This is a genomic window from Streptomyces sp. NPDC059906, assembly GCF_042730645.1.
GTDB lineage: Bacteria > Actinomycetota > Actinomycetes > Streptomycetales > Streptomycetaceae > Streptomyces > Streptomyces rubrogriseus.
Window position 1 is genome coordinate 1 of record NZ_JBHWKU010000023.1, and the last position, 25,693, is coordinate 25,693.

Consider the following 25,693-nt stretch of genomic DNA (forward strand, 5'->3'; position numbering starts at 1 on the left):
CCAGGGGTTCCGCCCCGGCAGGCCAACGGGTGCGGACCCGGAACAGGATCACGTGGCCGCCGGAGCGGAACCGGTCGGCGACGCTCAAGACGGCGTTCAGGTGCTGCCCCTCGGCGTGGGGGGGGGGGGGCCCGCGCATTTGCCCGGCCCCCCCCACCACCGTAGGCCGTCCTGAGCCCCGTCGGACCGCCCCGTCGGACCGCGGCCGTCAGACCGCCCCGTCGGGCCGTCGGCGCGCCGACAGCAGGTCCTCCAGCTGCTCCTCACGGGCCTGCGCGGCGACGAAGAGCAGTTCGTCGCCCGCCTCCAGGGAGTCCTCCCGGGACGGCGTCAGCACCCGGGTGCCGCGGATGATCGTCACCAGTGAGGTGTCCTCGGGCCACTGGACGTCGCCGACCTGGGTACCGGCCAGGGCCGACTCCTCCGGCAGCGTCAGCTCGACCAGGTTCGCGTCGCCGTGGCTGAAGCGCAGCAGCCGGACCAGGTCGCCGACGCTCACCGCCTCCTCCACCAGGGCCGACATCAGCCGCGGGGTGGAGACGGCCACGTCCACGCCCCAGGACTCGTTGAAGAGCCACTCGTTCTTCGGGTTGTTCACCCGGGCGACGACGCGCGGAACGCCGTACTCCGTCTTGGCCAGCAGCGAGACGACGAGGTTGACCTTGTCGTCGCCGGTCGCGGCGATGACGACGTTGCAGCGCTGGAGCGCCGCCTCGTCCAGGGACGTGATCTCGCAGGCGTCGGCGAGCAGCCACTCCGCCATCGGGACGCGCTCGACCGAGATGGCGGTCGGCGCCTTGTCGATGAGCAGGACCTCGTGCCCGTTCTCCAGCAGCTCGCCCGCGATCGAACGGCCGACCGCGCCGGCTCCGGCAATGGCGACCCTCATCAGTGACCGCCCTCCTCTTCGGGACCCTTGGCGAACGCCGCCTCGACCTTGTGGACCTCGTCGGTGCGCATCATGACGTGCACGAGGTCACCCTCCTGAAGGACGGTCTGCGAGGACGGCAGGATCGCCTCCCCGAGCCGGGTGACGAAGGCCACCCGCACGCCCGTCTCCTCCTGGAGCCTGCTGATCTTGTGGCCCACCCAGGACGAGGACGTGTGCACCTCGGCCAGCTGGACGCCTCCGGTGGGGTCGCGCCACAGCGGCTCGGCGCCCGAGGGGAGCAGCCGGCGCAGCATCTGGTCGGCCGTCCAGCGGACGGTGGCCACGGTGGGGATGCCCAGGCGCTGGTAGACCTCGGCGCGGCGCGGGTCGTAGATGCGGGCGGCGACGTTCTCCACGCCGAACATCTCGCGGGCCACGCGGGCCGCGATGATGTTGGAGTTGTCGCCGCTGGAGACGGCGGCGAAGGCGCCGGCCTCCTCGATGCCCGCCTCGCGCAGGGTGTCCTGGTCGAAGCCGATGCCGGTGACCCGGCGGCCGCCGAAGGAGGAACCGAGGCGACGGAAGGAGGTGGGGTCCCGGTCGATCACGGCGACCGTGTGCCCCTGCTGCTCCAGGGTCTGGGCGAGCGCGGAGCCCACGCGCCCGCAGCCCATGATGACAATGTGCACGGCTTACACCACTCTTCTTCTCTGCCCTCTGACCGCGGTGAACATCCCGTTCATCTTCCTCTTTCGGCTCGACGGGCAAACATCTGCGGCCCCCACCGAGGGCCGCAGCCACCATCATGCCGGTCCACCGCCGTCGCATCCCGGTGGGGTGCTTCGTTTGCGTCGTTCACTTCCGTTGAACCGGAGCGCGGTACGGCCTCAACACATTGACGGTGGTGTCGGGAATCACCCGTCCTGTGTTGAGGGCGGAATCCGATCGTTCGGTGGATGACGGGTGGGGGAGTGCTTGCCACGATGGACCCGGTTCGAAAACTGGTCCGGAGCCAGCCAAAAGCCGGGCGGCACCCCGTCGGGGCCGGTCAGGACGGCCGCGACCGGCACCCCATCCGCTCATGGGAGTGCGGAGAACGCGCGCGAGGACGGCCCGGTCCGGCAGGACGGCCGGCCGCGCGGCCGGCTCCTCGGACCACGGACCCAGCCTGTACAACTTCGGGGGATGCGTGGAAATCAACATATTGGGACCCGTGTCGGTCAACACGTCGCACAGCGGCGGCGGCATCCGGGCCGGCAAGGTCCGTACGCTGGTGGCGACGCTCGCCATCGACGCGGGCCGGGCCGTGTCGCTCGCGGACCTGGTGGACGAACTGTGGGGCGCGACCCCGCCCGACAACGTCCTCAACGCCCTCCAGGCGCATGCCGCGCGGGCCCGGAAAGTGCTCAACGAGGGTGCCTGCCCCGAGCGGGCGGGCGGCATCCTGCGCTCCGTGCTCGGCGGCTACCTGCTGGAGATCGACCCGCAGTGCGTGGACGGCAACCGCTTCCTGCGACTCGTCTCGCAGGGCGCCGCCCTGCTCCCCGCCGACCCCGCGCGCGCCGTCGAACTGCTGGAGACCGGTCTGCGGCTGTGGCGCGGGCCCGCCCTCATCGACGCGGGTGAGGGCAGGCGCTGCCGGGGCGCCGCGGCCCTGTTCGAGGAACGCAGGCTCACGGCCCTGGAGGATCTGATGAGCGCGATGTGCCTGCACGGCGGCGAGGCCCAGGCGATCGCCATGCTCCAGCAGCTGGTGGCGCAGTACCCCCTGCGCGAGCGGTTCTGCGAGCTGCTGATGGTCGGCCTCTACCGGGTGGGACGTCAGGGAGACGCCCTGGAGTCGTACCGCCTGGCCAGGAAGCGGCTCGACGACGAACTGGGGGTCCAGCCGGGTGCGCTGCTGCGCCGGCGGCACGCCGAGATCCTCGCGCAGGACCCGGTCCTCAAGGTGCCCTCCGCGCTGTGGCGCGAGCCGTACGCGCCGGCCGACACCAGCCTGCTCACCGCCTGACGACCCGGGGCCGGCCGCGGGCGGTGCCCACGTGAACAGGAACGAGAAGTTGTCAGACAACGACACAGCCACAGCCACAGCCACGGACACACCCACACCCACACCCACACTCGCAGTCACGGAAACGGACACGGACACGGCGTCGGCTGCGCCGGACCCCGCTGAACCGATCGCCATCGTCGGGATGTCCGCCCTCTATCCGGGAGCCCACGGCGTCGAGGACCTGTGGCGGCTGCTGCTCGCCGACGGTTCGGCGCCCGCCGCCTCCGGCACCGGACCCGCGCCCGGCGGCCTCGGCGACATCGACATCGACGTGGCACGGTTCGGGATCCCGCCGGCCCAGGCCGCCTCCATGGCCCGCCTGCAACTGCTCATGGTGGAGGCGGCCCGCCAGTGCCTCGACGACGCCACCGGCTCCCGTGCCGACCGCGGGCGCACGGACGTCGTCGTGGGCACCTGCCTCGGCCTGGACCGGCAGTACGCCAACGCCCTGCGCGTCGACGGCGCCCGCTACGCCCGGGACCTGACGGAGGTCCTCGCGGACGGCGCCTGGCGCGACACCGGCATCGACGCGCGGGCCGCCGGGCAGGAACTCAACGACGCGCTGTCGCGCCGGCTGGGCGCCTCGCCGCACGACCGGGTGGGCGAGATGGCCAGTACGATCCCGGCCCGCATCGCGTCCGCCTTCAAGCTGCGCGGGCGTACCCTCGCCGTCGAGTCGGCGGACGCCACCTCGTACCTGGCTCTCGCGCACGCCGTGGACAGCCTGCGCGCGGGGCTCGCCGAGGCCGTCCTGGTCGTGGTGGGGCAGCGCGACGAGGGCCGTTTCGCGCGGCGGGCGCTGGCGGCCAAGGGGTTCGCCGCCCGGCCCTCCGAGGCGGGCCCCGGGGACGCTCCCGTCCTCACGGAGGGGCTCGGGGCGCTGCTGCTCAAGCGCCGGTCGACCGCGGAGCGGGACGGCGACCGCGTGTACGCGTCGGTCCTGGACTGCGCCCTGCGGCACGAGGCGCGGCCGGGGACCTTCCGCTACTCGCTGTCGGCCGCGCACCGCCGGGCCGCCGCCGAGGCCGCGCACCGTAGGGCGGACGTCGCGCCGGGGTCCGTACGGCTCGTCGAGTGCGCCGGATACGGCACGGCCGCCGTGGGGCGCGCCGAACAGGAGGCGATCGCCGGGATCCACGCCGGTGCGCCCCGGGGCTCGGTGGCCGTGACCACCGTGCGCGACCGGCTCGGCCACACCTTCGCCAACACCGGGCTCGCCGGTGTCACCAAGGCGGCGCTGGCCCTGCACCACCGCACCGTCCCCCCGGTGCTGCCCGGCACGGATCCCGCTCCGAGGACTGGTCCGTTCCGCGTCCCGCGCGCGGCCGAGCCCTGGGAGCCGTCCACCGACGGCACGCCCCGGCGCGCCGCGGTCCTGGGCGCCTCACTGACCGGCACCGTCTGCCACGTGCTCCTGGAGGAAGCCGCACCGGCCGGCTCCGTGCCCCAGGGGGCGGGCGCCGACGCGCACCTCGGCGGTGCGCGCGCCGCCGGTGCGGCCCGGCGGCGGTTCCCGGGCGGGGAGGCGTCCGCCGCGGGCCGGGAGACCGGGGCGTGGGAGGCGGAGCCCATCGCGATCGTCGGGTTCGGCGGTCGTTTCGCCGACTCGCCCGACGCGGACGGGTTCTGGCGGACCATGCTCTCCGGGCGGGACCGGATCGGGCCGTTGCCGGCCGAGTCGTTCGACCGGGACCTCTACCACGCTCCCGGCGCGCTCGCCCTCGGGCGCAGTTACACCGACCTGGGCGCGCCCGTCCCGGTGCCGACGCAGCCGCCCCCCGGGCTGCGCATCCCCCCGCACCGGTACGCGGCGACGGACGCGGCCCAGCGCCTCGGACTCGACGTGGCCGCCGAGATGTTCGCCCGCTACGGGCGTGGCCCGCACGCACTCGACGGCGCCGGGACCGTCGTCGTCGGCAGCAACCTGGGCCTGTCCAGGGAACGCCGGCTGCACACCGGTCTGTGCCTCGACGACCTGGAGGCGGACGTCCGCTCCCTGGCCGCGTTCGCCGCACTGGGGCCGGACGACGTCGAAGCGGTGACCAAGCTGGTGCGGGACCGGTTCGGCGAGCCCGGGCCCGACGACCTGCCGACCACCTGGGACGGCTGCGTCGCCAGCGGCATCGCGGCGCTCCTCGGCAACGAACACGGCCTGGACGCCGTACCGGTGGCGGTGGAGGCGGCCTGCGCCTCCTCGCTGGCCGCCGTCGACGTGGCCGTGGGACGGCTGCGCTCCGGCGGCGCCGACTACGCCGTGGCCGGTGGCGTGGAACTGCCCTGCAACGCGCGGGACATGGTGCTCTGCTCCTCGCTGGGCCTGCTGTCGCACAGCAGGATCACCCCCTTCGACGCCGGCGCCGACGGCTTCACTCCGGGCGACGGCTGCGCGCTCTTCCTGCTCAAGCGCCTGACGGACGCCCGCCGCGACGGTGACCGGGTGTTCGGCGTGCTCCGCGCGGTCGGCGCGTCCAACGACGCGAAGTCGCTGATCGCCCCCGACGCCGACGGCCAGGCACGGGCCGTACGGCAGGCCTTCGCCCAGGTCGACTTCGGCCCGGACGAGGTGGACTACCTGGAGGCCCACGGCACCGGCACCCGCCTGGGCGACCGCGTGGAGGTCGCCGCCGCCGCACAGGTCTACGGCACGGGACGGCGTACGGCACCGCTGCACATCGGATCCGCCAAGTCCTTCCTCGGCCACACCTTCGCGGCGGCCGGCGCGGCCGGACTGCTGCGCACACTCCAGGCGTTGCGGCAGGCCACCCTGCCGCCCAGCGTCAACCTGCACGAACTCAGCCCCGACCTCGCCCTGGACGCCATCCCCGCGCGGGTGGCCACCGAAGCCGGGCCCTGGCCCGCCGGGGCGGGCCGGCCGCGGCGCGCCGCGGTGAGCGCGTTCGGGACCGGCGGCATCAATTACCACCTGTTGATCGAGGAAGGCACGGACGCAACGCGATGAACTTCGACTTCGACGCCGGGTTCGACACCGAGACCAGGGAACTGCGCGACATGGTCGTGCGGTTCGCCCGGCGCGAGCTGGACTCCTCCGGCCGTTTCGACGATGCCGAGGACTTCCGGCGGCGCTGGCTGCTGGCCGGCAAGCAGGGCCTGACGGGCACCACCGTGCCCGGCGAGTACGGCGGCAGCGGTCTGGACGCGGTGTCCGCGGCCGCCACGATGGAGGCGCTCGGCTACGGCTGCGCGGACACCGGCTTCGCCTTCTCGGTCGCCGCGCACCTGTTCGCCGCCGTCATGCCGATCGTCGAGTTCGGCACCGCGGAACAGCGCGCCGCGTGGTTGCCGGCCCTGTGCTCCGGCGAGCGGATCGCCGCGCACGCCATCACCGAGCCGGAGGCCGGTTCGGACGCGCTGCACCTGCGCACCCGCGCCCGCGCCGTCGACGACGGCCATGTGCTCAGCGGCTCCAAGTGCTTCATCACCAACGCCCCCGTGGCCGACGTGTTCGTGGTGCAGGCCGCCACCGATCCACGGGGCGGCTACTTCGGACTGACCACCTTCCTGGTCGAGGCCTCCACCCCGGGACTCACGGTGGGCCGTCCGTACGACAAGGTGGGCCTGCGCGGCTCCCCCACCGCCGACGTCCACTTCGACGACTGCTTCGTCCCGGCCGGCGCGGTGCTGGGCGCGGAGGGCTCCGGGGCGAGCATCTTCTCCTCCTCGATGAAGTGGGAGCGCACCTGCCTCTTCGCGGCCTACCTCGGAGCGATGCGCCGGGTGCTGGAGTCCACGGTGGACCACGTCCGGGACCGCGAGCAGTTCGGCTCGCCCATCGGGGGCTTCCAGGCGGTCAGCCACCGCATCGTCGACATGCTGGGCCGCTACGAGGGGGCCCGGCTGCTCCTGTACCGCGCTGCCCGTTCCCTGTCCGACGGCACGGCGGACGAGATCGGCCCGGCTCTCGCGAAGATCGCGGTCAGTGAGGCGGCCGTGCAACTCGGTCTGGACGCCGTCCAGTTGAGAGGGGCGCTGGGCGTCATGGACGGGGAGGCGGAGACCCTGCTGCGGGACGCGCTGCCCGCCCGGATCTTCTCCGGCACCAACGAGATCCAGAAGAACAACGTCGCGCGAGCGCTGGGCCTCGGGCGCCGGCGTCCCGCGGCCCGCCGCTGAACGCACCGTCAGGGAGACCCGAGAGATGGACGTCATCATCCACCGCATTCGTCTGCACGACGGAGTGGACCCGGCCCGCTTCGAGGCCTGGGTCCGGGACGTCGACTACGCGACCTGTCCCCGGCTGCCGAGTGTGCGCGCCTTCGCCGTGCACCGGGTGAGCACCGAACAGGACGCTCCATTCCACTACTTCGAGAGCATCTCGGTGACCGGGCCGGACGAATTCTCCCGGGACATGAAAACGGAGGCCTTTCAGGACCTGGTCACCGTGTTCGACACGATGGCGACGGTCGTCGAGGAGATGAGCGGCGAACTCCTGGAACCCGGCTACCGGGCACGGCCCTGACAAAGGGCTGTGGTGCGGGATGCCCGGCCGGGCCGCCGCACGGAACGCGAAGCGGCACGGCCGGACGGGGGGGCATTCAGTGGGCCGGAGTGCCGTAACCCGAGCAGGTGCCCAGGAAACCCGACTCGTAGGCGATGGCGACGGCCTGCGCACGGGTCGCCGCGCCCAGTTTTCGCAGGATCCGGTGTACGTGGGACCTGACGGTGGTGGGCGAGACGGAGAGGGTCGCGGCCATCTCGGTGTTTGTCTTGCCCTGGGTCAGTAAGAGGAGAACTTCCGTTTCCCGAGGGGTCAGTTCGGGGCGGAGGTTCTTCGGGGCCTTGCTGCGCCAATAGCGCGTCAGGGCTTCCTGCGCCTCTTCCGGGGCGATTATGGCATTGACTTCGGTGATGGTTCTGATGACGTGCACCAGTTCTTCGACCGACGTTTCGGCCGACAATACGGCGCGTACTCCGACGCGGAGCGCCTCGAATGCGCGGTGGGTATTCTCGGGCTTGGTCAGCAAAATGGTCTTGCCGAGTCGCGCGAGTTCCGTGAGCTTGTCGATGCTGTCCATGGTGAACAGTGGGGCGACGCCGACCAGAATGTCGGGCCCGGTCTCCGCAGCCGTGGCCAGCGAGCCGCGCAGGGTCGTCTCCACCTGCACCTTCATGTCGTGGCGCTCCAGCAATGCGCGAATTCCCTCGCCCAGGATGACGCGGTCGCAGCACACCAGGACACGGGTCGTCATGCGCTGACTTTCGTCCAGGAAGGATGAGGACCGTACATGGCGTGCGGGTCGGCGCCGGCGGTGGCAAGTCGGTGCCGGACGCCTTTCTTTGCGATTCCCCCGATATGCGTCATGCGGCCAAACTTAGCACGCGTGTGCACCCGTGGAGAGGGACTTGCGAGGCCCTGGTGAGAGACTGATACGAAGTGGTTTCCACCTCAAGAAGATCTTGTCGCGAAACGTGTGAATGCCGCCGCTCTCGTACCAGCCCCTCGTACCCGCTCCTCGTACCCGCCCCGCTCAGAAGGACACGTGCCCGGCGGCGTCCGCGCGCCGGTGGGAGCGCGGCGCGGGCGAGCCGGCCACACCGACCCGGCTCACGAAGAAGGTGCGGCCGGGCAGGGAGAGTTCCCGCTCCAGCCGGCCGCGCAGGTCGTCGTGCTGGAGGACGATGCTGATGGGGTGCAGGGACAGACCGTGGCGGGTCGCCCGCCACCAGTAGTCGGCCAGTCGCGCCCCGCCCCCGAGCTGCTCCGCCCGCGTGGGCGCCTGCCCGGCGAAGCCCATGGTCACCACGGCCGGAGTGCGGCGCACGACGTCGGCGAGTCCGGCGGCCAGCACCCGGTGGTAGCCGACCTTGCCCAGCAGGTACATCGTCGTCGGGGCCAGCGCGAGGCGCATCGCCGCCCGGCGCGGCCGGGACATGGGCCCGAAGAGCTGCTCCAGCGTGAACCCGTCGCCCCGCGCGGTCGCGTCCGCGGTGTCCCGGCGGACGAAGGAGTGGGTCTCCCGCCAGGCGGCCCGGTGCCCGAAGTCGCGTCCCGCGTGCCGGGCCACGAACGCCGCGAAGGCCCGCAGGTCGCGCCGCTCGGTCAGGTGCCGGAGATGGACCGGGTGCGCCGCGGCTTCGGGTGTGGCGGGCTCCTCCAGGTCGCGCAGCAGCCCGGGGGCCACCGGCTCCCGCCCGTAGGGCCCGCGGTGGGTGCGGCGGGCCAGCGCGCTCTCGTGCAGGTCGGCCGGCCGTTCCCCGGAGAGCGGCCCGGGGCGCAGCGCCACCACGCACAGTGGCGTCCACGCCGTCGGCCATCCGGCACCGAACGGGCGGTCGCCGCCGGGCAGCCCCGCCGCACCGGGGTCCGCGTCGCCGTCCAGGACGCGCACCGCCGCCGTCGTCCAGCCCTGGGCCGCCAGAGTGCGGAGCAGGATCCGCCAGTAGACGCCGCAGCTGACCTCCATCTCCACCGCGTGCGCGGCCAGCGCCGTCAGCTCCCGCTCGCGGTCGAGGGCCAGGACCAGGTACTCGTCCGCCTCCGCACCGGTCAGGTCCGCCGCCGCCCGGCGGGCCGTCGTGCTCGTGGCACGGCCCAGGCCCCACGGCTGGCAGTTGTGGGAGGAGGGACTCAGCGCCGCCGCTTCGGCCGCCGTCTCCAGCGCCTGGGCGAACGTGGACACGGCTGCGGCCGTGCGGTCTGTCCTGCGGTCCGTCATGACGGTCTCCTCTTCCTCCTCTTCGCATGCCGTGCACGCGGTGAACCACCGGGGACGGTGCGCACGCCCGAAACGCCCGCAGCACCCGGAAGGCGGGCGCGGCTCAGCCGCCCAACGGCCTTTCCACCAGCGCCAGGTGGTGGCCGGCGACCACGCCGGCCCACCCGGCCGGCCGCCGCGTCTCGGCGACGGGGGCGTGGCGCAGCAGCCCGCCCCCGGGCCGCCAGGTGAAGCGGCCGTCCGGCAGCCAGCCGGTCAGCGCGACCTCACCGGCGTCGATCCGCAGTCCGAAGCCGTAGTACTTGAGCACGGCCTCCTTGCACGTCCAGCGCAGCGTGGCGGGCATGGCCGCCAGGCGCCGGGCGTCGGCGGACGGCGCCCCCGGGTCGCACTCCTCGTCGAGCACCCTGGCGAGGGTCGGCGGCATGGGACGGTCGTGTTCCAGGTCGACGCCGACCGCGTGCGGTCCGCACACGGCGACCGCGAAGTCCCCCGAGTGCGTCAGGCCCACCTCGACCGGTGCGTCCACGACCGGCCGGCCGCCCTGCAGCCCCCCGCTCACGGCGCGCACCTCGACGGTGCCGGGTTCCCGGGCCAGGCCCCAGTGCCGTCTGCCGTGGGCACTGACGGCGTGTTTGAGGGCGAGCCGTCCGGCCAGCCACTCGACGCGCCGGCGGGGGGCGCGCAGGGTCGCGGCCTGCTCCGTCTCGGCGACCGTCAGATACCGGGCCCGCAGGGCGGCAAGGCCGTGCGGGCCGCGCTCGCGCAGCCGGGCGATGGACACCACCGCGAGGGTGAGCCGCCGTGAGTGGGGCCTCAGGTGCGTGATCCACAGCGGACGCGACGCGTCGAGAACGACTTGGTCCGTCAGGGTCTCAACGCGCGACATGGCGGGGCAGCAGGAACGGATACGGGCGGCGCAGGATCTTGTTGTGCACGAAACGGTCCGCCTTGCGCAGCCGCTGGATGAGTTCCCACATCCGTGCGTCGTCCCGGTAGTAGGCCCCGACCTCCTCGGCGTCCAGCGGCCGGTCCAGGCGGGCGTTGGCCTGCTCCAGGAAACGGGGGACCAGGTGTTCCAGCCGCTCCTTGTGCAGGTTGCCGAGGAAGTCGAGGACCACACCGCGCGGCGTGTAGAACTTGTCGAAGATCGACTTCGTCATCGCCATCCGCACCACGTCCCGCACCAGCCACGGCAGCGAGGTGAAGAACAGCGGCACGTCGAGGAGTTCGCGCTCGCGCTCGTCGCGGATGAGCGGTGTCGTCACGTCCAGGTAGACCAACTCGCCGTCCACGTCGATCCAGTTGGAGGCCTGTCCGTCGAGCCCCAGACGCGGGGTGACGGTCGCCTCGACGCGGTCCAGGAACCGGGCGAAGAACCCCTCGCACCACGCCTCGTCCGCCGTGTGCAGCAACCGTGAGCACAGCCGGCTCTCGGGCAGCGCCTCCTGGACGCAGTAGGCGACGGCCCGGCCGCCCGGCAGCCGCCGGTGCCACATCCGGGTCTCGGCGACGGCCACGCCGCCCTTGTCCAGCCGCGTGATGTAGTCGTCGACCAGCGCGGAGTGCCGGTCCAGCCGTTCCCGGGAGGGGAAGACCGGCAGCCGCTTGCACGCGAACGCGCCCGCGTCGGTCTCCAGCCGCAGAACCAGCGTCACCTCGCCGTACCCGAGGATGGTCAGGGCCCGGTCGTCGGTGGTCCGCAGCGCCCGTACGACCTCGTCCTCCAGGGCGTCGAGCGCGTCGGCGGGTATCGAGAAGGTCATGTCCGGGTCACCGGCCTTCCGGGGCCGGGCCCGAGGGCGCGGCGGTCCGCGCGCCCGGTGACGTGTGGTACCGGTACAGGAGGTAGATCGCGGCGGCGAAGAAGGCCGCGTCCATCACCAGGATCTCGGGGACACTGCTCACGAGGATCACCACGAACAGCACCAGCATCAGCAACTGGCCGTAGAGGGCGGCGATCACGAGCCCCCGGCGGTTCCAGAGCAGGGCGAGGCCCGCCGCGACCATGGCCACGGCGACGAACCACATCACGCCGGTGGGGTGGCGGTCCAGCCAGTCGACGGGACCGGAGATCACGGTCCCGTCGTTGGCTTCCGAGGCGTCGTCGAGGCGCCCTTCCACCGACTCCAGCTGCGGGAAGAACTTGCCTATCCCCGCGAGGATGTACAGCGCGCCGACGACGCGCTGGAGGATCAGGTTTCGTCCGGTCACGAGCCAGCTTCTTCCGGAGGTCGACGGGAGGTGCCGCGAGCGGGGACGCCCGGGGCCGGGGGTGGAGCAGGGGTTTGAGGAGAGGCCGGGGGAGGGGCCAGGGGCCGCCGACGGGCCGTCAGCGGGCCGGGGCCGTCAACGGCCGGGGCCGTCACGGGGAGGCGAAGACCAGGACCGCGTTCTGCCCGCCGAAGCCGAAGGAGTTGCTCATCGCCAGCTCCACCTTCTGCTCCCGCGGAGCGTCGGCGACCACGTCCAGGTCGACGGCCGGGTCCCGCCGCCGCAGGTTCGCGGTCGGGGGAACGGTGGAGCGCTCGATGCTGAGCACGGTCAGCGCCGCCTCGATCGCACCGGCGGCGCCCAGCGTGTGCCCGAGGACGCCCTTGGCCGAGGTCACGGTCGCCCGGTCGCCCACCAGCCGGCCCAGCACCGCGGCCTCCACCGCGTCGTTGAGCGGGGTCGAGGTGCCGTGCGCGTTCACGTGGTCGATGTCGCGGCCGGTGACGCCCGCCTGGGCGAGGGCCGCCTCCATCGCCCGCAGGGCGCCGGCGCCCTCCGGGTCGGGCGCGGTGACGTGGTGGGCGTCCGCCGACGCGCCGTGGCCCACCAGCCGCGCGCGCACCGTCGCGCCGCGCGCCTCGGCGTCCGCCGCGCGCTCCAGGACGAGCATGCCGCTGCCCTCGCCGATCACGAAGCCGTCCCGGTCGGCGTCGAAGGGCCTGGACGCCGCCGCCGGATCGTCGACCCGGCGCGAGAGCGCACCCATCTGCGCGAAACCGGTGACCATGAGAGGACTGACGCCCGCCTCGGTGCCACCGGCCACGACGATGTCGCACGTCCCGTCCCGCAGCAGCCGGGCCGCGATGCCCAGCGCGGTGCCGCCCGAGGCGCAAGCGGTCGCCGTCACCAGGTTCGGGCCCAGCGCACGCAGGTCCATCGCGAGGTGCCCGGCCGCCATGTTGGGCACCAGCATCGGCACCAGGAGCGCGGACACCGCTTCGGGGCCGCGCTCCAGCAGACGCCGGTGCTGGGTCTCCCACGTCGTCACCCCGCCGAGCCCGCAGCCGACGACCACGCCCACCCGGGCGCCGTCCCAGGTCAGCGGATCGAGTCCGGCGTCGGCCACGGCCTCCCGGGCGGCCACGATCGCCAGCTGGACGAAGCGGTCGTGGATCAGGACGCTGCGCCGGTCCACGTGACGCGCCGGTTGCAGGCCCGGCACCGCACAGGCGATGTCCACGGGCAGTCCGGCGAGCCGCTCGTCCCTGGCGCCCGCCGACCGGCCGCGCAACACCCCCTCCCAGGTGGCGTCGACGCCCATGCCGGCCGCGGTCACCAGACCCAGCCCGGTCACGGCGAGGGAGGGGTCGGTCATGACGCGGTGGCCGCGATCTCGTTGTCGACCAGGGCCACCGCGTGGGCGATGGTGTCCGTGGGGACCGCGGCGTCGTCGTTGATCTTCACGCCGAACTCGGACTGGATGACGAGCAGCAGTTCCACGAGGAACAGCGAGTCCATCTCCAGCTCTTCGAAGGTCACATCCGGACGGATCGCAGCGCGGTCCACCGCGAAACCGTCGACCAGCAGATCAACGAGCTTGTCGTAGGTGGTGCTCATCAGTGTGGTCCGCCTTTCCTGGGTGGATCGTTCGCCCAACGCCGCCCCGGCCCGACGGTGTCGGTGTCGGTCAGGGGCGCGGCGGCGTTACGACGCTCCGCCAAGTCTGGGGCGGTGCGCTGACCGCCCGCTGACCGCTGGCTGACCCCAGGGGCCGGGCGCCCGCCGGGCGGGGCCGCGGTCAGTGAGCGGTCAGCGCCCGGTCAGGGGCCCCGGCCAGACTCGGTCCGGCCGGAGGGCCGGACTTAACTCCCCACGCCCACCGGCCGGCAAACCGTCCACCACGCGAGGAGCACACACGTGGTTTCCCGTCTCCGCCGCCGCACCAGGCCCACCGCACACCGCGGCCGCTCCGCGGGGGGTGCCCGGTGACCCGGTCGTCCGTGCTGGCCGGCCTCGGTTCCTGTCTGCCGTCCCGGTGCGTCACCAACGCGGAGCTGGAGCGGACGATGGACACCTCGGACGAGTGGATCCGGGCCCGTACGGGGATCGCCCAGCGCTACGTGGCCGAAGAGGGCACCCACACCTCCGACCTGGCGGTGGGCGCGGCCGAGCGGGCGCTGAAGTCCGCCCGCCTGACACCGGACGAGGTGGACGCGGTCATCGTGGCCACCACCACCCCGGACCGGCCCTGCCCGGCGACCGCGCCGACGGTGGCGGCCCGGCTGGGCACCGGCCCGGTCCCGGCGTTCGACGTGTCCGCGGTGTGCTCCGGCTTCCTCTACGGGCTCGCCACGGGGTCCGGTCTGATCGCGTCCGGAGCGGCGGAACGGGTCCTGGTCATCGGCGCGGAGACGTTCTCCCGCATCCTCAACCCGCAGGACCGCTCCACCTCGGTGATCTTCGGTGACGGCGCCGGCGCCGTGGTGCTGCGCGCCGGTGAGCCGGGGGAGACCGGTGCCCTCGGCCCGCTGCGGCTGGGCAGCGACGGCACCGGCGTGGACCTGATCACCGTGCCGGCCGGCGGACCGCCGCGGCCGGGCGCGGTGGCACCGGACGATCTCGCCGACCGCTACTTCACCATGGAGGGCAAGCGGGTCTTCTGGCTCGCCGTCCAGCGCATGGGCGAGTGCGCGGAGAGCGTGCTCGACCGGGCGGGCTGGCGGGTGGAGGACGTGGACTGGCTGGTCAGCCACCAGGCCAACCACCGCATCACCGCCCGGCTCGCCGACGAGATCGGCATCCCCCGCGAGCGCAGCGTCAGCAACATCGCCGAGGTGGGCAACACCGCCGCCGCCTCCATCCCCCTCGCGCTCGACCACGCGCACGCCCGGGGCACCCTCCGGCCCGGCGACCGGGTGCTCCTCACCGCCTTCGGCGGCGGCCTCACCTGGGGTGCCGCCGCCCTGACCTGGCCCGCCGTAGATCCGGTCTGAGGGCGGCCGGCCGGGCCCGGCCGAAGCGCGCGCAGACGACCGATGAACCAAGGACGACCATGACTCCTCGGAAACTGATCACCGACTACATCGCCGACGCCTGGATGGGCGGCGACGCCGAAGGCCTGGAGCCGGACACCCCCATCGCGGAGCTGAACATCATCGACTCCGCCGCCATCTTCGACCTCGTCCACTACCTGCAGGGCGAGTTCCGCGTCACGGTGCCGCTGCCGGAGGTCACCCTGCAGAACTTCAGGTCCGTCAACGCGATCTGCGCCCTGGTCGACCGGCTCAAGCAGAACGAGGGGGGAACCGCGGCATGACCGACTCCGTCGACGCACTCCCCGACACCGCGCGGATCCGCGAACGCGTCGTGCACGTCATCGCCGCCCGCACCCTGTACGACGAGAGCCACCTGCGGCCGGAGAGCCACTTCGAGGCCGACCTCGGCATCGACTCCGTCATCATGGAGTCCGTCCTGGTCTCCGTCCGTGAGCACTTCGGCCTGTCCGCCGCGCTGCCCACCGGCCCCACCACCATCGGCGAACTCGTCGACGCCGTGGGCGCCGCACTGGCCGGCACCGGCGACGACCGGCCCGCACCGGCCGCCGGCCCCCTGCCGGCGGCCGGTGCGGAAGGGACCGGCGACCCCGTCACCGAGGCCGTGGTCGCGGCAGCCATGCGGCAGACCCAGTACCAGCGCCACCAGCTCGACCTCGACGCCGACCTGGAGGGCGAACTGGGCGTCGACTCGGTCGTCCTGACCTCCGTCGTCGCCGAGGCCACCGAGCGGCTCGGGCTCACCGGCGCCGACCCGGACGCGGCCGGCGCCACGACCCTGCGCGCCCTGGCCGACGCCCTGCGCGGCCTCGTCGTCGCGGCCCCCGGGACGGCGGCCCCGGAGGCGGCACCGGCGACGGCACCGGCGACGGGCCCGGCGGCCCCGGCCCCCGGCCGGAGCGGGACGGCGCCCGCGCCCGGCGCGGACGGCTGGGACCACCGCTCCATGAAGGACTTCACCGAACAGCGCGACCCCGACCTGTTCGCCAAGACCCGCAGCTTCGCCGGCTATCTGCGCTCCCGCGAGAAGGACCGCCTGTACTGGTACGGCATGCCGCTGCACTCCCGGTGCGGGAGCCGCGCCGTCATCTTCGACGAACTGGAGGGCCGCAAGCGCGAGTTCCTCATGTTCGCCTCGAACAACTACCTCGGCCTCGCCAACCACCCCAGCGTGATCGAGGCCGTCGTCGACGCCACCCGCACCTACGGTGCCACCCACACCGGCTCCCGCTTCATCGGCGGCACCAACATGCTGCACAAGGAACTGGAGCGCCGCCTGGCGGCCTTCAAGCAGCGGCCCGCCTGCATCGTCTATCCCGGCGGCTACTCCGCGAACCTCGGTGCCATCTCGGCCCTGGTCAAGAGCTACGACACCCTCGTCGTCGACCGCCTCAACCACATGAGCATCGTCGACGGGGCACGGCTCTCCGGCGCCGTGCGCAAGATCTACCGGCACAACGACATGGCCGACCTGGAGCGGATCCTCAGCCGCAGCGCGGCGGAGGGCACCGGCGGCAGGCTCATCGTCGCGGACGGCGTCTTCAGCATGCACGGCGACGTGTGCGACCTGCCCGAGATCGTCCGGCTGGCCAAGGAGTACGACGCCCGCGTGATGATCGACGACGCCCACGCCACCGGTGTCCTCGGCGTACGCGGCTCCGGCACCGCCGAGCACTTCGGGCTCAAGGGCGAGGTCGACCTGGAGCTGGGCACCATGAGCAAGACGCTGGCCGGCATGGGCGGGTTCGTGGTCGGCGAGGAGGAGGTCGTCGAGTACCTGCGCTACTACTCCAACTCCTACGTCTTCGCCGCGAACATCCCCGCCGGGGTCGCGGCCGGACTGATCGCCTCCATCGACGTCATCGAGTCCGAGCCGGAACGCCTCAAGCGGCTGTGGACCAACATCGGCACGCTGCGGGACCGGCTCCTGGACGCCGGGTTCGATCTGGAGCACTCCGAGAGCGCCATCCTGCCCATCGTCATCGGCGACGAACGCCGGGCGATGGAGCTGGGCCGGGCGGTGCGCGCCCGCGGCCTGTTCTGCCAGACCGTGGTCTACCCCGGCGTGCCCCTCGGCGACGCCCGGCTGCGGGTCAGCGTCACCTGCGAACACACGCCGCAGGACCTGGAGCTGGCCGCGGAGATCTTCGTCGACGCCGCCCGCGAGACCGGCGTACTGCCGGGCACGCCCTGACCGCCCTCTGAGCCCCGCACCGTTTCGCGCCCGCACACCCCGGCCGGGCAGGCCCCCTCCCTGCCCGGCCGGACCCGAGCAACCCACGCACGTCAAGGAGAAGGGCCTGTACACCATGAGCGCCGCCACTCCCTCCGTGATACGCCTGCCACGGGACACGTCCGCGCAGCACGCGGCCCGGCCCGCCTTCGTAGGCGCCGACCCCCTGACGTACGGGGAGTTCACCGCCCGGGTCGAGGCCGTGGCCGCCCGCCTGCTCAGCCTGGGGACACGCACCGGCGACCGGATCGCCGTCTGGATGGACAAGCAGCCGCGCTACGCCGAGGCGATCGTCGCCGCCCTGGAGGCCGGGTGCGCCTACGTCCCCCTGGACGGCGGCCAGCCGGTGAGCAGGGTGCGGACCATCCTGGCGGACGCCGAACCCGTGGTCCTGTTCACCGACGCGCACCACGCCGCCCTGCTCGGGGACGAGGACCTGCCGGCGTCCGTCACCACGGTCGTGGCCCTCGGCGACGCACTGCCCGACACGGTGGGCGGCACCCCGGTCGCCCGCTGGGAGAGCTGGGAGCAGGGCCGCGCCGGGCGGGTCACCCTGCTTCCCTCCCTCACCCCCGGCGACCTCGCCGCCATCCTCTACACCTCGGGGTCCACCGGCACGCCCAAGGGGGTGCAGATCTCGCACGGCGCACTGGCCAACTTCGTGGCCTGGGCCCGCGACGAGCTGGACGTCGGCCCCGACGACGTGTTCGCGGGCCACGCCTCCTTCAACTTCGACCTGAGCACCTTCGACCTCTTCACCGCGCTGTCCTGCGGGGCCGCGGTGTGGATCGTCCCCGACGCCGCGACCAAGGACGTGACCGCGCTGGCCGAGGGCATCCGCCGGCACCGGATCACCGTCTGGTACTCCGTCCCCTCGGTCCTGCACCTGCTGACCACCTCCGCGGCGCTCACCCCCGAGCACGCCGCGAGCCTGCGCTACGTCCTGTTCGCCGGCGAGGTCTTCCCCGTCCCGCAGCTGCGCGCGCTCGGTGAACTGCTCCCGCCCGGCACCCCGCTCTACAACCTCTACGGCCCCACCGAGACCAACGTCTGCACCTACCACCGGGTGCGTCCCGAGGACCTGCACCGGGCCACCCCCGTGCCGATCGGACTCCCCATCACCGGCGCCGGGACCACCGTCGTGGACGACGCCGGACGCACCGTCCGGGAGCCCGGCGCGATCGGCGAACTCCACGTCTCCGGCGTGTGCGTGACCCCCGGCTACTGGCGGCGCGCCGAGGAGCCGGTCTCCACCGCCCACTGCCGGGGCGTGCACCCCACCGGCGACCTGGTCAGCTACGAGGAGGACGGCCGGCTGGTCTACCGGGGGCGCAAGGACCGCATGGTGAAGCTCTCCGGCTACCGGGTCGAGCTGGGGGAGATCGAGGCCGCCGCGCTGCGCCACCCCGGCATCGCCGAAGCCGCCGTCCTGCTCGACGGCTCGGGACCCAAGGCACGGCTGCGGCTCTACTACACCCTGTGCGAGGGCGCCGACCGGATCGGCCTGGTGGAGCTCAAGCAGCACTGCGCACGGCACCTGCCGACCTACATGGTGCCGCACGGCGCCGTCCGGCTGGACCGGATGCCGCTCAACCCCAACGGCAAGACCGACTACCGCCGCCTCGGTCTCGACGCCGCGCCCCGCCCGGCGGCGCCGCTCGGAACGGCCCGGTAGATGGCCCGGAACCGCAGGGAGAAGAACGTGAGTCACGGGCCGACGAGTCACGGGCCGACGGACCCGCTGCACGAGCACTGGCAGGGACCCGAACCGGAGACGGTCACGGCCCTGCTGCGGCACCGGGCGGAACACACCCCGGACGCCCTCGCCCACCGCTTCCTCACCGACACCGACGGCACCTCCGTCGCCTGGACCTACCGCGAACTCGACCTGCACGCCCGCGAGGTGGCCGCCCACCTGCGGGACGCCGGGGCGGGGCAGGGCCCGGTGCTGCTGCTGCACCCGCCGGGCCTCGACTACCTCGCCGCGTTCTTCGGCTGCCTGTACGCCGGTGCCGTGGCCGTCCCCGCCTACCCGCCGGACAACGCCCGGTTCGGCCAGACGGTGCCCCGGCTCGCGGCCATCGCCCGGGACTGCGCCGCCACCCACGCCCTCACCACCCGCCGGGTCCGCGAGGCCGTCGCCGCCGGCGGCACCGGCCGGGTCGGCACCGAACTCGACGGCGTGCGCTGGCTGGTGACCGAGGACCTCTACACCGGCGAGTCCACCGCCGCCTGGGAGGACCCCGCAGCCACGGCGCGGTCGCTGGCCTTCCTCCAGTACACCTCGGGTTCCACCGCCGCGCCCAAGGGCGTGATGGTCGAACACGGCAACCTGGTGCGCAACCTGCGCTCCATCCACCTCAGGCTCGGGCACGACGCGGACTCCGGCATGGTCTCCTGGCTGCCGCCGTACCACGACATGGGTCTCATCGGCGGCATCCTCACCCCGGTGTACGGCGGCTTCCCCGCGCACCTCATGGCGCCGATGACCTTCGTGCAGCGCCCGCTGCTGTGGCTGGAGACCCTCTCCCGCACCGGCGCCTCCACCAGCGTGGCACCCAACTTCGGCTTCGAGCAGTGCCTGCGCCGGATCACCCCCGGGCAGCGGGCCGGCCTGGACCTGAGCCGCTGGCGCCTGGCGCTGAACGGTGCCGAGCCGATCCGCCCCGACACCCTGGACCGGTTCGCCGAGTACTTCGCCCCGGCCGGCTTCGACCGCACCGCGCTGCTGCCCTGCTACGGCCTCGCCGAGGCGACCCTCATGGTCACCGGCGTGCAGCCGGCCGACCCGCCGGTGGTGGAGTCCTTCGACGCGGCGGCCCTGGAGGCGGGCACCGCGCGTCCCGCGGACCCCGGCAGCGTCCGCACCACCCGCGTCGTCGGCTGCGGAGCACCCGTCGCCGACGTCGAGGTCGCGGTGGTCGACGCCGCCACCGGCCGCCGGGTCCCCGACGGCACCGTCGCCGAGATCCGGGTCAGTGGACCCGGCGTCGCCCGCGGCTACTGGGGACGCCCCGAGGCCGCCGCCGAGGTCTTCGGCACCCCGGTCGACGGCGAACCGGGCAACGCCTGGCTGCGCACCGGCGACGTCGGGTTCCGCCACGACGGCCAGCTCTACGTGGTCGGCAGGACCAAGGACGTGATCATCGTCCAGGGCCGCAACATCCACCCCCAGGACGTGGAGCAGACGGCCGAACGGGTCGGCGCGGGACTGCGCGCCGGGTACGGCGCGGCGTTCGCCATCCCCACCGCCGACGGCGAACAACTCGCGCTCGCCTACGAGATCGGCGGCCCCGGCGCCGGGGACCCGCACGCCCTGCTCGCCCGGCTGCGCACCGCCATCGCCGACGAGCACCAGGTGACACCGCACACCGTCGTGCTGCTCAAACGCTCCTCGGTGCCGCGCACCACCAGCGGCAAGATCCAGCGCGGCGCCTGCCGGCAGCGCCTGCTCGACCTGGAACTGCCCGTGGTGGCCGCGAGCGTCGTCCAGGACGGTGCCCTGCCGGACGCCCCCGCCCCGCACGCCCCCGCCTCCCCGGACCGTACGGCCGCCCTCGTCGCCGACGCCCTCGACCGCGCCGCGACCCACGCGCCCGACGGCACCACCTCGCGCTACCCGCGGCTGCTGACCGCCGTACGGACGCTGTCCGAGCGCCTCGGCGTCGCCCTCGACGTCGGTGAACTCCTGTCCGGCCCCGAGCCGGACGGCGCCCCGTCCCTCACCGGGCTGTGCCGCGCCGCGCTCACCGACGCCGCACCCGCGCCCGCGGCCGCGCCGGAGCGGAGCAGGTCCCAGGCCGTGGACTGGCTGCGGCGGGCCGTCGCCGCCCGGCTGGGGCTGCGCCCCTCGGTGATCGACACGACGGCCCCCTTCACCTCACTGGGCCTGGACTCCAAGCAGGCAGTGGCCCTCACCGACCCGTTCGGCGACTGGCTCGGCACCCCCGTGACCCCGGCCACCCTCTACGACCACCCGACGGTCGAGTCCCTCGCGGCCCACGTCACCGGACCCGGCGCCGACGGCACCCCGCGTCCGCGCCCGCGGCGTCCCGCCCCCGAGCCCGCCCGCGGGCGCGCCGACGAGCCCGTCGCCGTGATCGGTATCGGCTGCCGGTTCCCCGGCGCACCCGACCCCGACAGCTACTGGCGGCTGCTGCGCGACGGCCGCGACGCCGTGGGCGAGGCACCCGCCGACCGCCACGGCGACTCCGGCGGCCGGCCGGGCGGCTTCCTGGAGCACGTGTACGACTTCGACGCCCGCTTCTTCGGCATCTCCGCCCGCGAGACCGAACGCATGGACCCCCAGCAGCGGCTGCTCCTGGAGGTCGCCTGGCAGACCTTCGAGGACGCGGGCATCGCGCCCTCCTCCCTGGCCGGCACGGACACCGGTGTCTTCGTCGGCATCAGCGGGCACGACTACGCCGATCTCCAGATGCCCCACCCCGACGTCGTCGACATGTACTCCGCCACCGGCAACGCCCAGTCCGTGGCGGCCGGCCGGCTCTCGTACTTCTTCGACCTGACCGGGCCCAGCCTCGCCCTCGACACCGCCTGCTCCTCCTCGCTCGCCGCCGTGCACACCGCGCTGCGCAGCCTGCGGGACGGCGAGTGCTCAGTCGCCCTCGCGGGCGGCGTCAACCTGATGCTGACACCGGGGCTCTCGCAGGCCCTGGCCCGGGGTGGCATGCTCGGCCCCGGCGGACGCTGCCGCACCTTCGACGACGGCGCCGACGGCTACGTCCGCGGCGAGGGCGCGGGTCTGGTGTGCCTCAAGCCGCTGTCCGCCGCGCTGGCCGACGGGGACCGCGTGCACGCCGTGCTCACCGGCTCCGCGCTCGGTCACGGCGGCCGGGCCAACGGCCTGACCGCCCCCCGCGGCACGGCCCAGCGTGCCGTGATGACCGGGGCACTCGAGCGGGCCGGAGTGGAGCCCGGACAGATCGACTACGTCGAGGCGCACGGCACCGGCACCGCCCTCGGCGACCCCATCGAGTGGGAGGCCCTGGCCGGCGTCTACGGCCGCGGCCGCCCAGCCGACGCCCCCTGCCCGGTCGGCTCGGTGAAGACCGGCATCGGCCACCTGGAGGCGGCCGCCGGCATCGCCGGGCTGATCAAGGCCGTGCTCGTGCTGCGGCAGCGGGAGGTACCGCCGCTGCTGCACCTGACCACCCCCAACCGCCACCTGGACTGGACGGGTTCGGGCCTGACCGTGCCCACCACCCGCCGGGCCCTGCCCGCCGAGGGCACCCTGCGCGCGGGCGTCAGCTCATTCGGTTTCGGCGGCACCAACGCCCACGTGATCGTCGAGTCCGCGCCCGAACCCCCGGCGCCCGCCGCCGGGTCCGGCGCCCCCGACGGCACGGTGCACGCCCTGTCCCTGTCCGCGCACACCGAGACCGCCCTGGCCACCCTGGCCGGCCGCTACCGCACCCACCTCGCGGCCCACCCCGGCGTGCCGCTCGCCGCCCTGTGCCACTCGGCCGGCGCGGGCCGTTCCCGGTTGTCCCACCGGGCGGTCCTCACCGCCGCGACCCGGGACGAACTGGACGCCGCGCTGGAGGCGCTGATCCGCCGCGAGCCCGCCGTCGACGTGGCCCGCGGCCAACCCGCGGACGGCACCGCGCCCACCGTCGCCTTCCTCTTCGGCGGCCAGGGAACCCAGTACCCGGGCATGGGCCGCGAGCTGTACGACGCCCACCCCGTCTTCGCCCGCACCCTGCGGCGCGCCGACGCGGTGCTGCGCGGCCTGGGGGAGATCCCGCTGCTCGACCTGCTCTTCGACCCGGACCGCGCCGAGGACCTGGCCCGCACCCGGTACTGCCAGCCCGCCCTGGTCGCCCTCGAAGTCGCCCTCGCCGACCTGTGGACGAGCTGCGGAGTACGTCCGGCGGCCGTGCTCGGGCACAGCGTCGGCGCCCTCGCCGCCGCGTGCGTCGCCGGTGTCCTCTCCCTGGAGGACGCCCTCACGCTGGCGGTCGTCCGCGGGCGTGCCATGGACGAACAGCCCGGCGAGGGCGCGATGATCGCCTGCGCCGGCGATCCGGAGACGGTGCGCGAGATCGCGGCCGGCCACGACCGGGTGGCCCTCGCCGCCGTCAACGCGCCCCGCAACCTGGTGTTCTCCGGCGCGGTCGACCGGATCGCGGCGCTCCGCGGCGACCTGGAGCGCGACGGGGTCACCGTCCGGCCGCTCGCCGTCTCGCACGCCTTCCACTCACCGCTGATGGCGGGCGCCGCCGAGCCGCTGCTGGAGGCCGCGCGCGCCGTCGAGTTCCACCCCCCGGCCATCCCGTGGATCTCCGACGCCACCGGCGAAGCCGTGACCCGGGTGGACGCCGAGTACTGGGTCCGCCACCTGCTCGGCACCGTGCGCTTCGCCGACGGCTTCGCCCGCCTGCGCGCGGGGGACGCCGAAGGCGGGCCGGGCTGCGACGCGTTCGTCGAGATCGGCCCGCACCCCACCCTGCTGAACCTCGGCCGGTCCGCCGTCGCCGACGGCCCCGAGAACGACGGACGCCCCACGCTGTGGCTGCCCTCACTGCGCCGCGGCGCACCCGACCGCCGCACCCTGCTGCGGTCGCTGGGCGGCTACCACTGCGCGGGCGGAAACGTCGACTGGTCCGCCCTGGACGGCGAACACCCGCCCGCCCGGGTCCCGTTGCCGCACACGCCCTTCGAACGCCGGACCTACCGGTTCCAGGCCCCCACTCCCGATCAGGAAGGCGATCCCATGCCGTCCCAGCCCACGGTGCCGGGCACCGCCCCGACGGGCCCCGCGGGCGAGGTCTCCCGCACCGTGCTCGACACCGTCGCCCGCGTCTGCGGCTTCCCCGTGGCCGACCTGCCGGTGCACGCCCGGCTCGGTCTCGAGCTGGGATTCGACTCCCTGATGCGGACCGACCTCCAGCGCCGTCTCACCGACCGCTTCCCCCAACGGATGCACACGCTCCAGGACCTGCCGGAGGACCCCACGGTGCAGGACATCATCGGCCGGCTCGCCGCCGGCGACGACCTCGACGGCGACCTCGCCGGCGGCGCACGTACCGCCCCGGCGGGCACCGTCGGCACCGGCCCGGGCGCGCCGCCGGTCCACCCCGCGGCCGTACCGGCGGCCCCGCCCGTCCCGGCCCCGCAGTACGGCCCGTACGGAGCCTTCCCGGCCCCGCCCCACGGCTACGCCGTCGCCGCCCCGGTCCCGCAGCCCGGAGTGCCGTACCCGTACCCGTACGGCTACCCGCCGCACGGTGCTCCCGCGTACGCCTACTACGTCCCCCAGCCGTACCCGGCGCAGGCGTTCCCGCCCCCGGCACCCCCCTCCCCGGTGCGGGCGGCCCCCGCCCCGATACCCGCCGCAGCCCCCGCCCCCGACCCCGTTCCCGACCCGGTTCCGGCGCCCGCCGCCGCCGTACGCCAGGAGCGCGCCTTCGAGGACTGGGCGGAGTACGCGGAACTCCAGGGCAGGCTCCGCCAGACCCGGACCAGCGGTTCGAACCCCTACGGCCGTACGCACGAGGGCTTCAACTCCGCGCTCGCCACCGTCGACGGCACCAAGGTCGTCAACTTCGCGGCCTTCAACTACCTGGCGCTCTCCCACCACCCCCGCGTGCGCCAGGCGGCCAAGGACGCCGTGGACCGCTACGGCACCTCCGCCTCCGCCACCCCGCTGCTGTTCGGCGAGACCCCGCTGCACCACGAACTCGAAGCCGAGATCGCCCAGTTCATCGGTGCCGAGGCGGCCATCGTGTTCGCCGGCGGCCACGCCACCAACGTCGCCACCGTCGGCCATCTGTTCGGCCCGGAGGACCTGGTCGTGCACGACGCCTGGATCCACGACAGCACCGTGCGCGGCTGCATCCTCTCGGGCGCCCGGCGCCGGTCCTTCCCGCACAACGACTGGGCCGCCCTCGACCGCATCCTGACCGGAGCACGGGCCTCGCACCGCAGGGCGCTCGTCGTCATCGAGGGCGCCTACAGCCAGGACGGCGACATCCCCGACCTGCCGCGCTTCATCGAGGTCAAGAAGCGCCACGGCGCCATGCTGATGATCGACGAGGCGCACTCCATCGGCGTCCTGGGCCGCACCGGCCGCGGCGTGGGCGAGCACTACGGCACCGACCCGGCCGACGTCGACCTGTGGATGGGCACCCTCAGCAAGGCGCTGGGCAGCCTCGGCGGGTACATCGCCGCCCGCCGCCCGATCATCGAGTACCTCAAGTTCACCGCGCCGCTGCACATCTTCTCCACCGGCATCTCCCCGGCCAACGCCGCCGCCGCGCTGGAGGCGCTGCGCGTCGTCCAGGACGAGCCCGAGCGGGTCGCACGGGTGCGGGAGCTGGCCGAGTTCTTCCGCGCAGGCGCCCGCTCCCGAGGCCTCGACGTCGGCGTCTCCCGCCTCTCCGCGGTGATCCCCGTGATCACCGGTGACTGGGAGAAGACGATGGCGCTCTCCAACTCGCTCCTTGAGCGCGGCGTCAACGTCATGCCGATCGGCTACCCCGCCGTCCCGCGCGACCAGTGCCGGCTCCGCTTCTTCATCAACGCGGACCACAGCGAAGCAGACCTCGAACACTCCCTCGACCTCCTGGTGTGATC

The 25,693-nt window shown here is 73.8% G+C and carries 18 protein-coding genes; 9 read left to right on the plus strand and 9 right to left on the minus strand.

Annotated features, from left to right (window positions below):
• Positions 1-208: 208 nt before the first annotated feature.
• Both ACFV9J_RS28615 and ACFV9J_RS28620 read right to left on the minus strand, forming a co-directional pair.
• A complete protein-coding gene (locus tag ACFV9J_RS28615; RefSeq protein WP_087806775.1) occupies positions 209-889 on the minus strand; it encodes a TrkA family potassium uptake protein in 681 nt (226 codons plus the stop codon).
• Positions 889-1,560 (minus strand): TrkA family potassium uptake protein, encoded by a 672-nt coding sequence (locus ACFV9J_RS28620; RefSeq protein WP_109029875.1) that lies wholly within the window; start codon positions 1,558-1,560, stop codon positions 889-891. The genes ACFV9J_RS28615 and ACFV9J_RS28620 overlap by 1 nt, the downstream gene beginning before the upstream one ends.
• 524 nt (positions 1,561-2,084) lie before the next feature.
• Here ACFV9J_RS28620 and ACFV9J_RS28625 point away from each other — a divergent pair.
• Genes ACFV9J_RS28625 through ACFV9J_RS28640 form a run of 4 tightly spaced genes read left to right on the plus strand, consistent with a single transcriptional unit; the run spans position 2,085 to position 7,401 of the window.
• Entirely contained in the window at positions 2,085-2,882 is a 798-nt protein-coding gene (locus tag ACFV9J_RS28625) for a BTAD domain-containing putative transcriptional regulator (protein ID WP_385358678.1), read from the plus strand.
• A gap of 31 nt (positions 2,883-2,913) precedes the next feature.
• Entirely contained in the window at positions 2,914-5,883 is a 2,970-nt protein-coding gene (locus tag ACFV9J_RS28630) for a polyketide synthase (protein WP_385358680.1), read from the plus strand.
• Positions 5,880-7,055, plus strand: a complete 1,176-nt coding sequence (redW, locus tag ACFV9J_RS28635) for an L-prolyl-[peptidyl-carrier protein] dehydrogenase (protein WP_385358683.1) — start codon at positions 5,880-5,882, stop codon at positions 7,053-7,055. Before ACFV9J_RS28630 ends, redW begins: the two co-directional genes overlap by 4 nt.
• A 25-nt stretch (positions 7,056-7,080) precedes the next feature.
• On the plus strand, positions 7,081-7,401 hold the full coding sequence (locus ACFV9J_RS28640) for a RedY protein (RefSeq protein WP_385358685.1): 321 nt from the start codon (positions 7,081-7,083) through the stop codon (positions 7,399-7,401).
• 76 nt (positions 7,402-7,477) lie between these two features.
• Here the strand turns inward: ACFV9J_RS28640 and ACFV9J_RS28645 are convergent, their stop codons facing one another.
• The 7 genes from ACFV9J_RS28645 to ACFV9J_RS28675 all read right to left on the minus strand — a co-directional run bounded on the left by ACFV9J_RS28645 (position 7,478) and on the right by ACFV9J_RS28675 (position 13,429).
• Complete coding sequence (locus tag ACFV9J_RS28645; RefSeq protein WP_385358687.1) at positions 7,478-8,131, minus strand: DNA-binding response regulator; 654 nt, start codon at positions 8,129-8,131, stop codon at positions 7,478-7,480.
• A 279-nt stretch (positions 8,132-8,410) separates the two neighbouring features.
• Positions 8,411-9,598, minus strand: a complete 1,188-nt coding sequence (locus ACFV9J_RS28650) for a RedV protein (RefSeq protein WP_385358690.1) — start codon at positions 9,596-9,598, stop codon at positions 8,411-8,413.
• Between the two features lie 103 nt (positions 9,599-9,701).
• Positions 9,702-10,487 carry a 4'-phosphopantetheinyl transferase family protein gene (locus ACFV9J_RS28655; RefSeq protein WP_385358692.1) on the minus strand — a complete coding sequence of 262 codons (786 nt, stop codon included), beginning with the start codon at positions 10,485-10,487 and terminating at the stop codon, positions 9,702-9,704.
• Entirely contained in the window at positions 10,474-11,364 is an 891-nt protein-coding gene (locus ACFV9J_RS28660; RefSeq protein ID WP_385358694.1) for a DUF6206 family protein, read from the minus strand. Before ACFV9J_RS28660 ends, ACFV9J_RS28655 begins: the two co-directional genes overlap by 14 nt.
• 7 nt (positions 11,365-11,371) lie before the next feature.
• A complete protein-coding gene (locus ACFV9J_RS28665; protein ID WP_385358696.1) occupies positions 11,372-11,812 on the minus strand; it encodes a DUF6041 domain-containing protein in 441 nt (146 codons plus the stop codon).
• Between the two features lie 151 nt (positions 11,813-11,963).
• The gene (locus ACFV9J_RS28670) at positions 11,964-13,187 is read right to left on the minus strand and encodes a beta-ketoacyl-[acyl-carrier-protein] synthase family protein (RefSeq protein ID WP_385358699.1); all 1,224 of its coding nucleotides are present in this window, start codon (positions 13,185-13,187) and stop codon (positions 11,964-11,966) included.
• Entirely contained in the window at positions 13,184-13,429 is a 246-nt protein-coding gene (locus tag ACFV9J_RS28675) for an acyl carrier protein (RefSeq protein WP_385358701.1), read from the minus strand. Before ACFV9J_RS28675 ends, ACFV9J_RS28670 begins: the two co-directional genes overlap by 4 nt.
• 368 nt (positions 13,430-13,797) lie before the next feature.
• On the opposite strand from ACFV9J_RS28675, the gene ACFV9J_RS28680 reads away from it, so the two are divergent.
• The 5 genes from ACFV9J_RS28680 to ACFV9J_RS28700 all read left to right on the plus strand — a co-directional run bounded on the left by ACFV9J_RS28680 (position 13,798) and on the right by ACFV9J_RS28700 (position 25,691).
• Entirely contained in the window at positions 13,798-14,805 is a 1,008-nt protein-coding gene (locus ACFV9J_RS28680) for a beta-ketoacyl-ACP synthase III (RefSeq protein WP_385358702.1), read from the plus strand.
• Positions 14,806-14,864: 59 nt separating this feature from the next.
• Complete coding sequence (locus tag ACFV9J_RS28685) at positions 14,865-15,128, plus strand: acyl carrier protein (RefSeq protein WP_385358704.1); 264 nt, start codon at positions 14,865-14,867, stop codon at positions 15,126-15,128.
• Positions 15,125-17,059, plus strand: coding sequence for an aminotransferase class I/II-fold pyridoxal phosphate-dependent enzyme (locus tag ACFV9J_RS28690; RefSeq protein WP_385358706.1), 1,935 nt, complete (start codon positions 15,125-15,127; stop codon positions 17,057-17,059). Before ACFV9J_RS28685 ends, ACFV9J_RS28690 begins: the two co-directional genes overlap by 4 nt.
• Before the next feature lie 115 nt (positions 17,060-17,174).
• On the plus strand, positions 17,175-18,773 hold the full coding sequence (gene redM, locus ACFV9J_RS28695; protein WP_385358708.1) for an L-proline--[L-prolyl-carrier protein] ligase RedM: 1,599 nt from the start codon (positions 17,175-17,177) through the stop codon (positions 18,771-18,773).
• A gap of 27 nt (positions 18,774-18,800) precedes the next feature.
• A complete protein-coding gene (locus ACFV9J_RS28700) occupies positions 18,801-25,691 on the plus strand; it encodes an aminotransferase class I/II-fold pyridoxal phosphate-dependent enzyme (RefSeq protein WP_385358710.1) in 6,891 nt (2,296 codons plus the stop codon).
• The last annotated feature ends 2 nt before the right edge of the window (positions 25,692-25,693 follow it).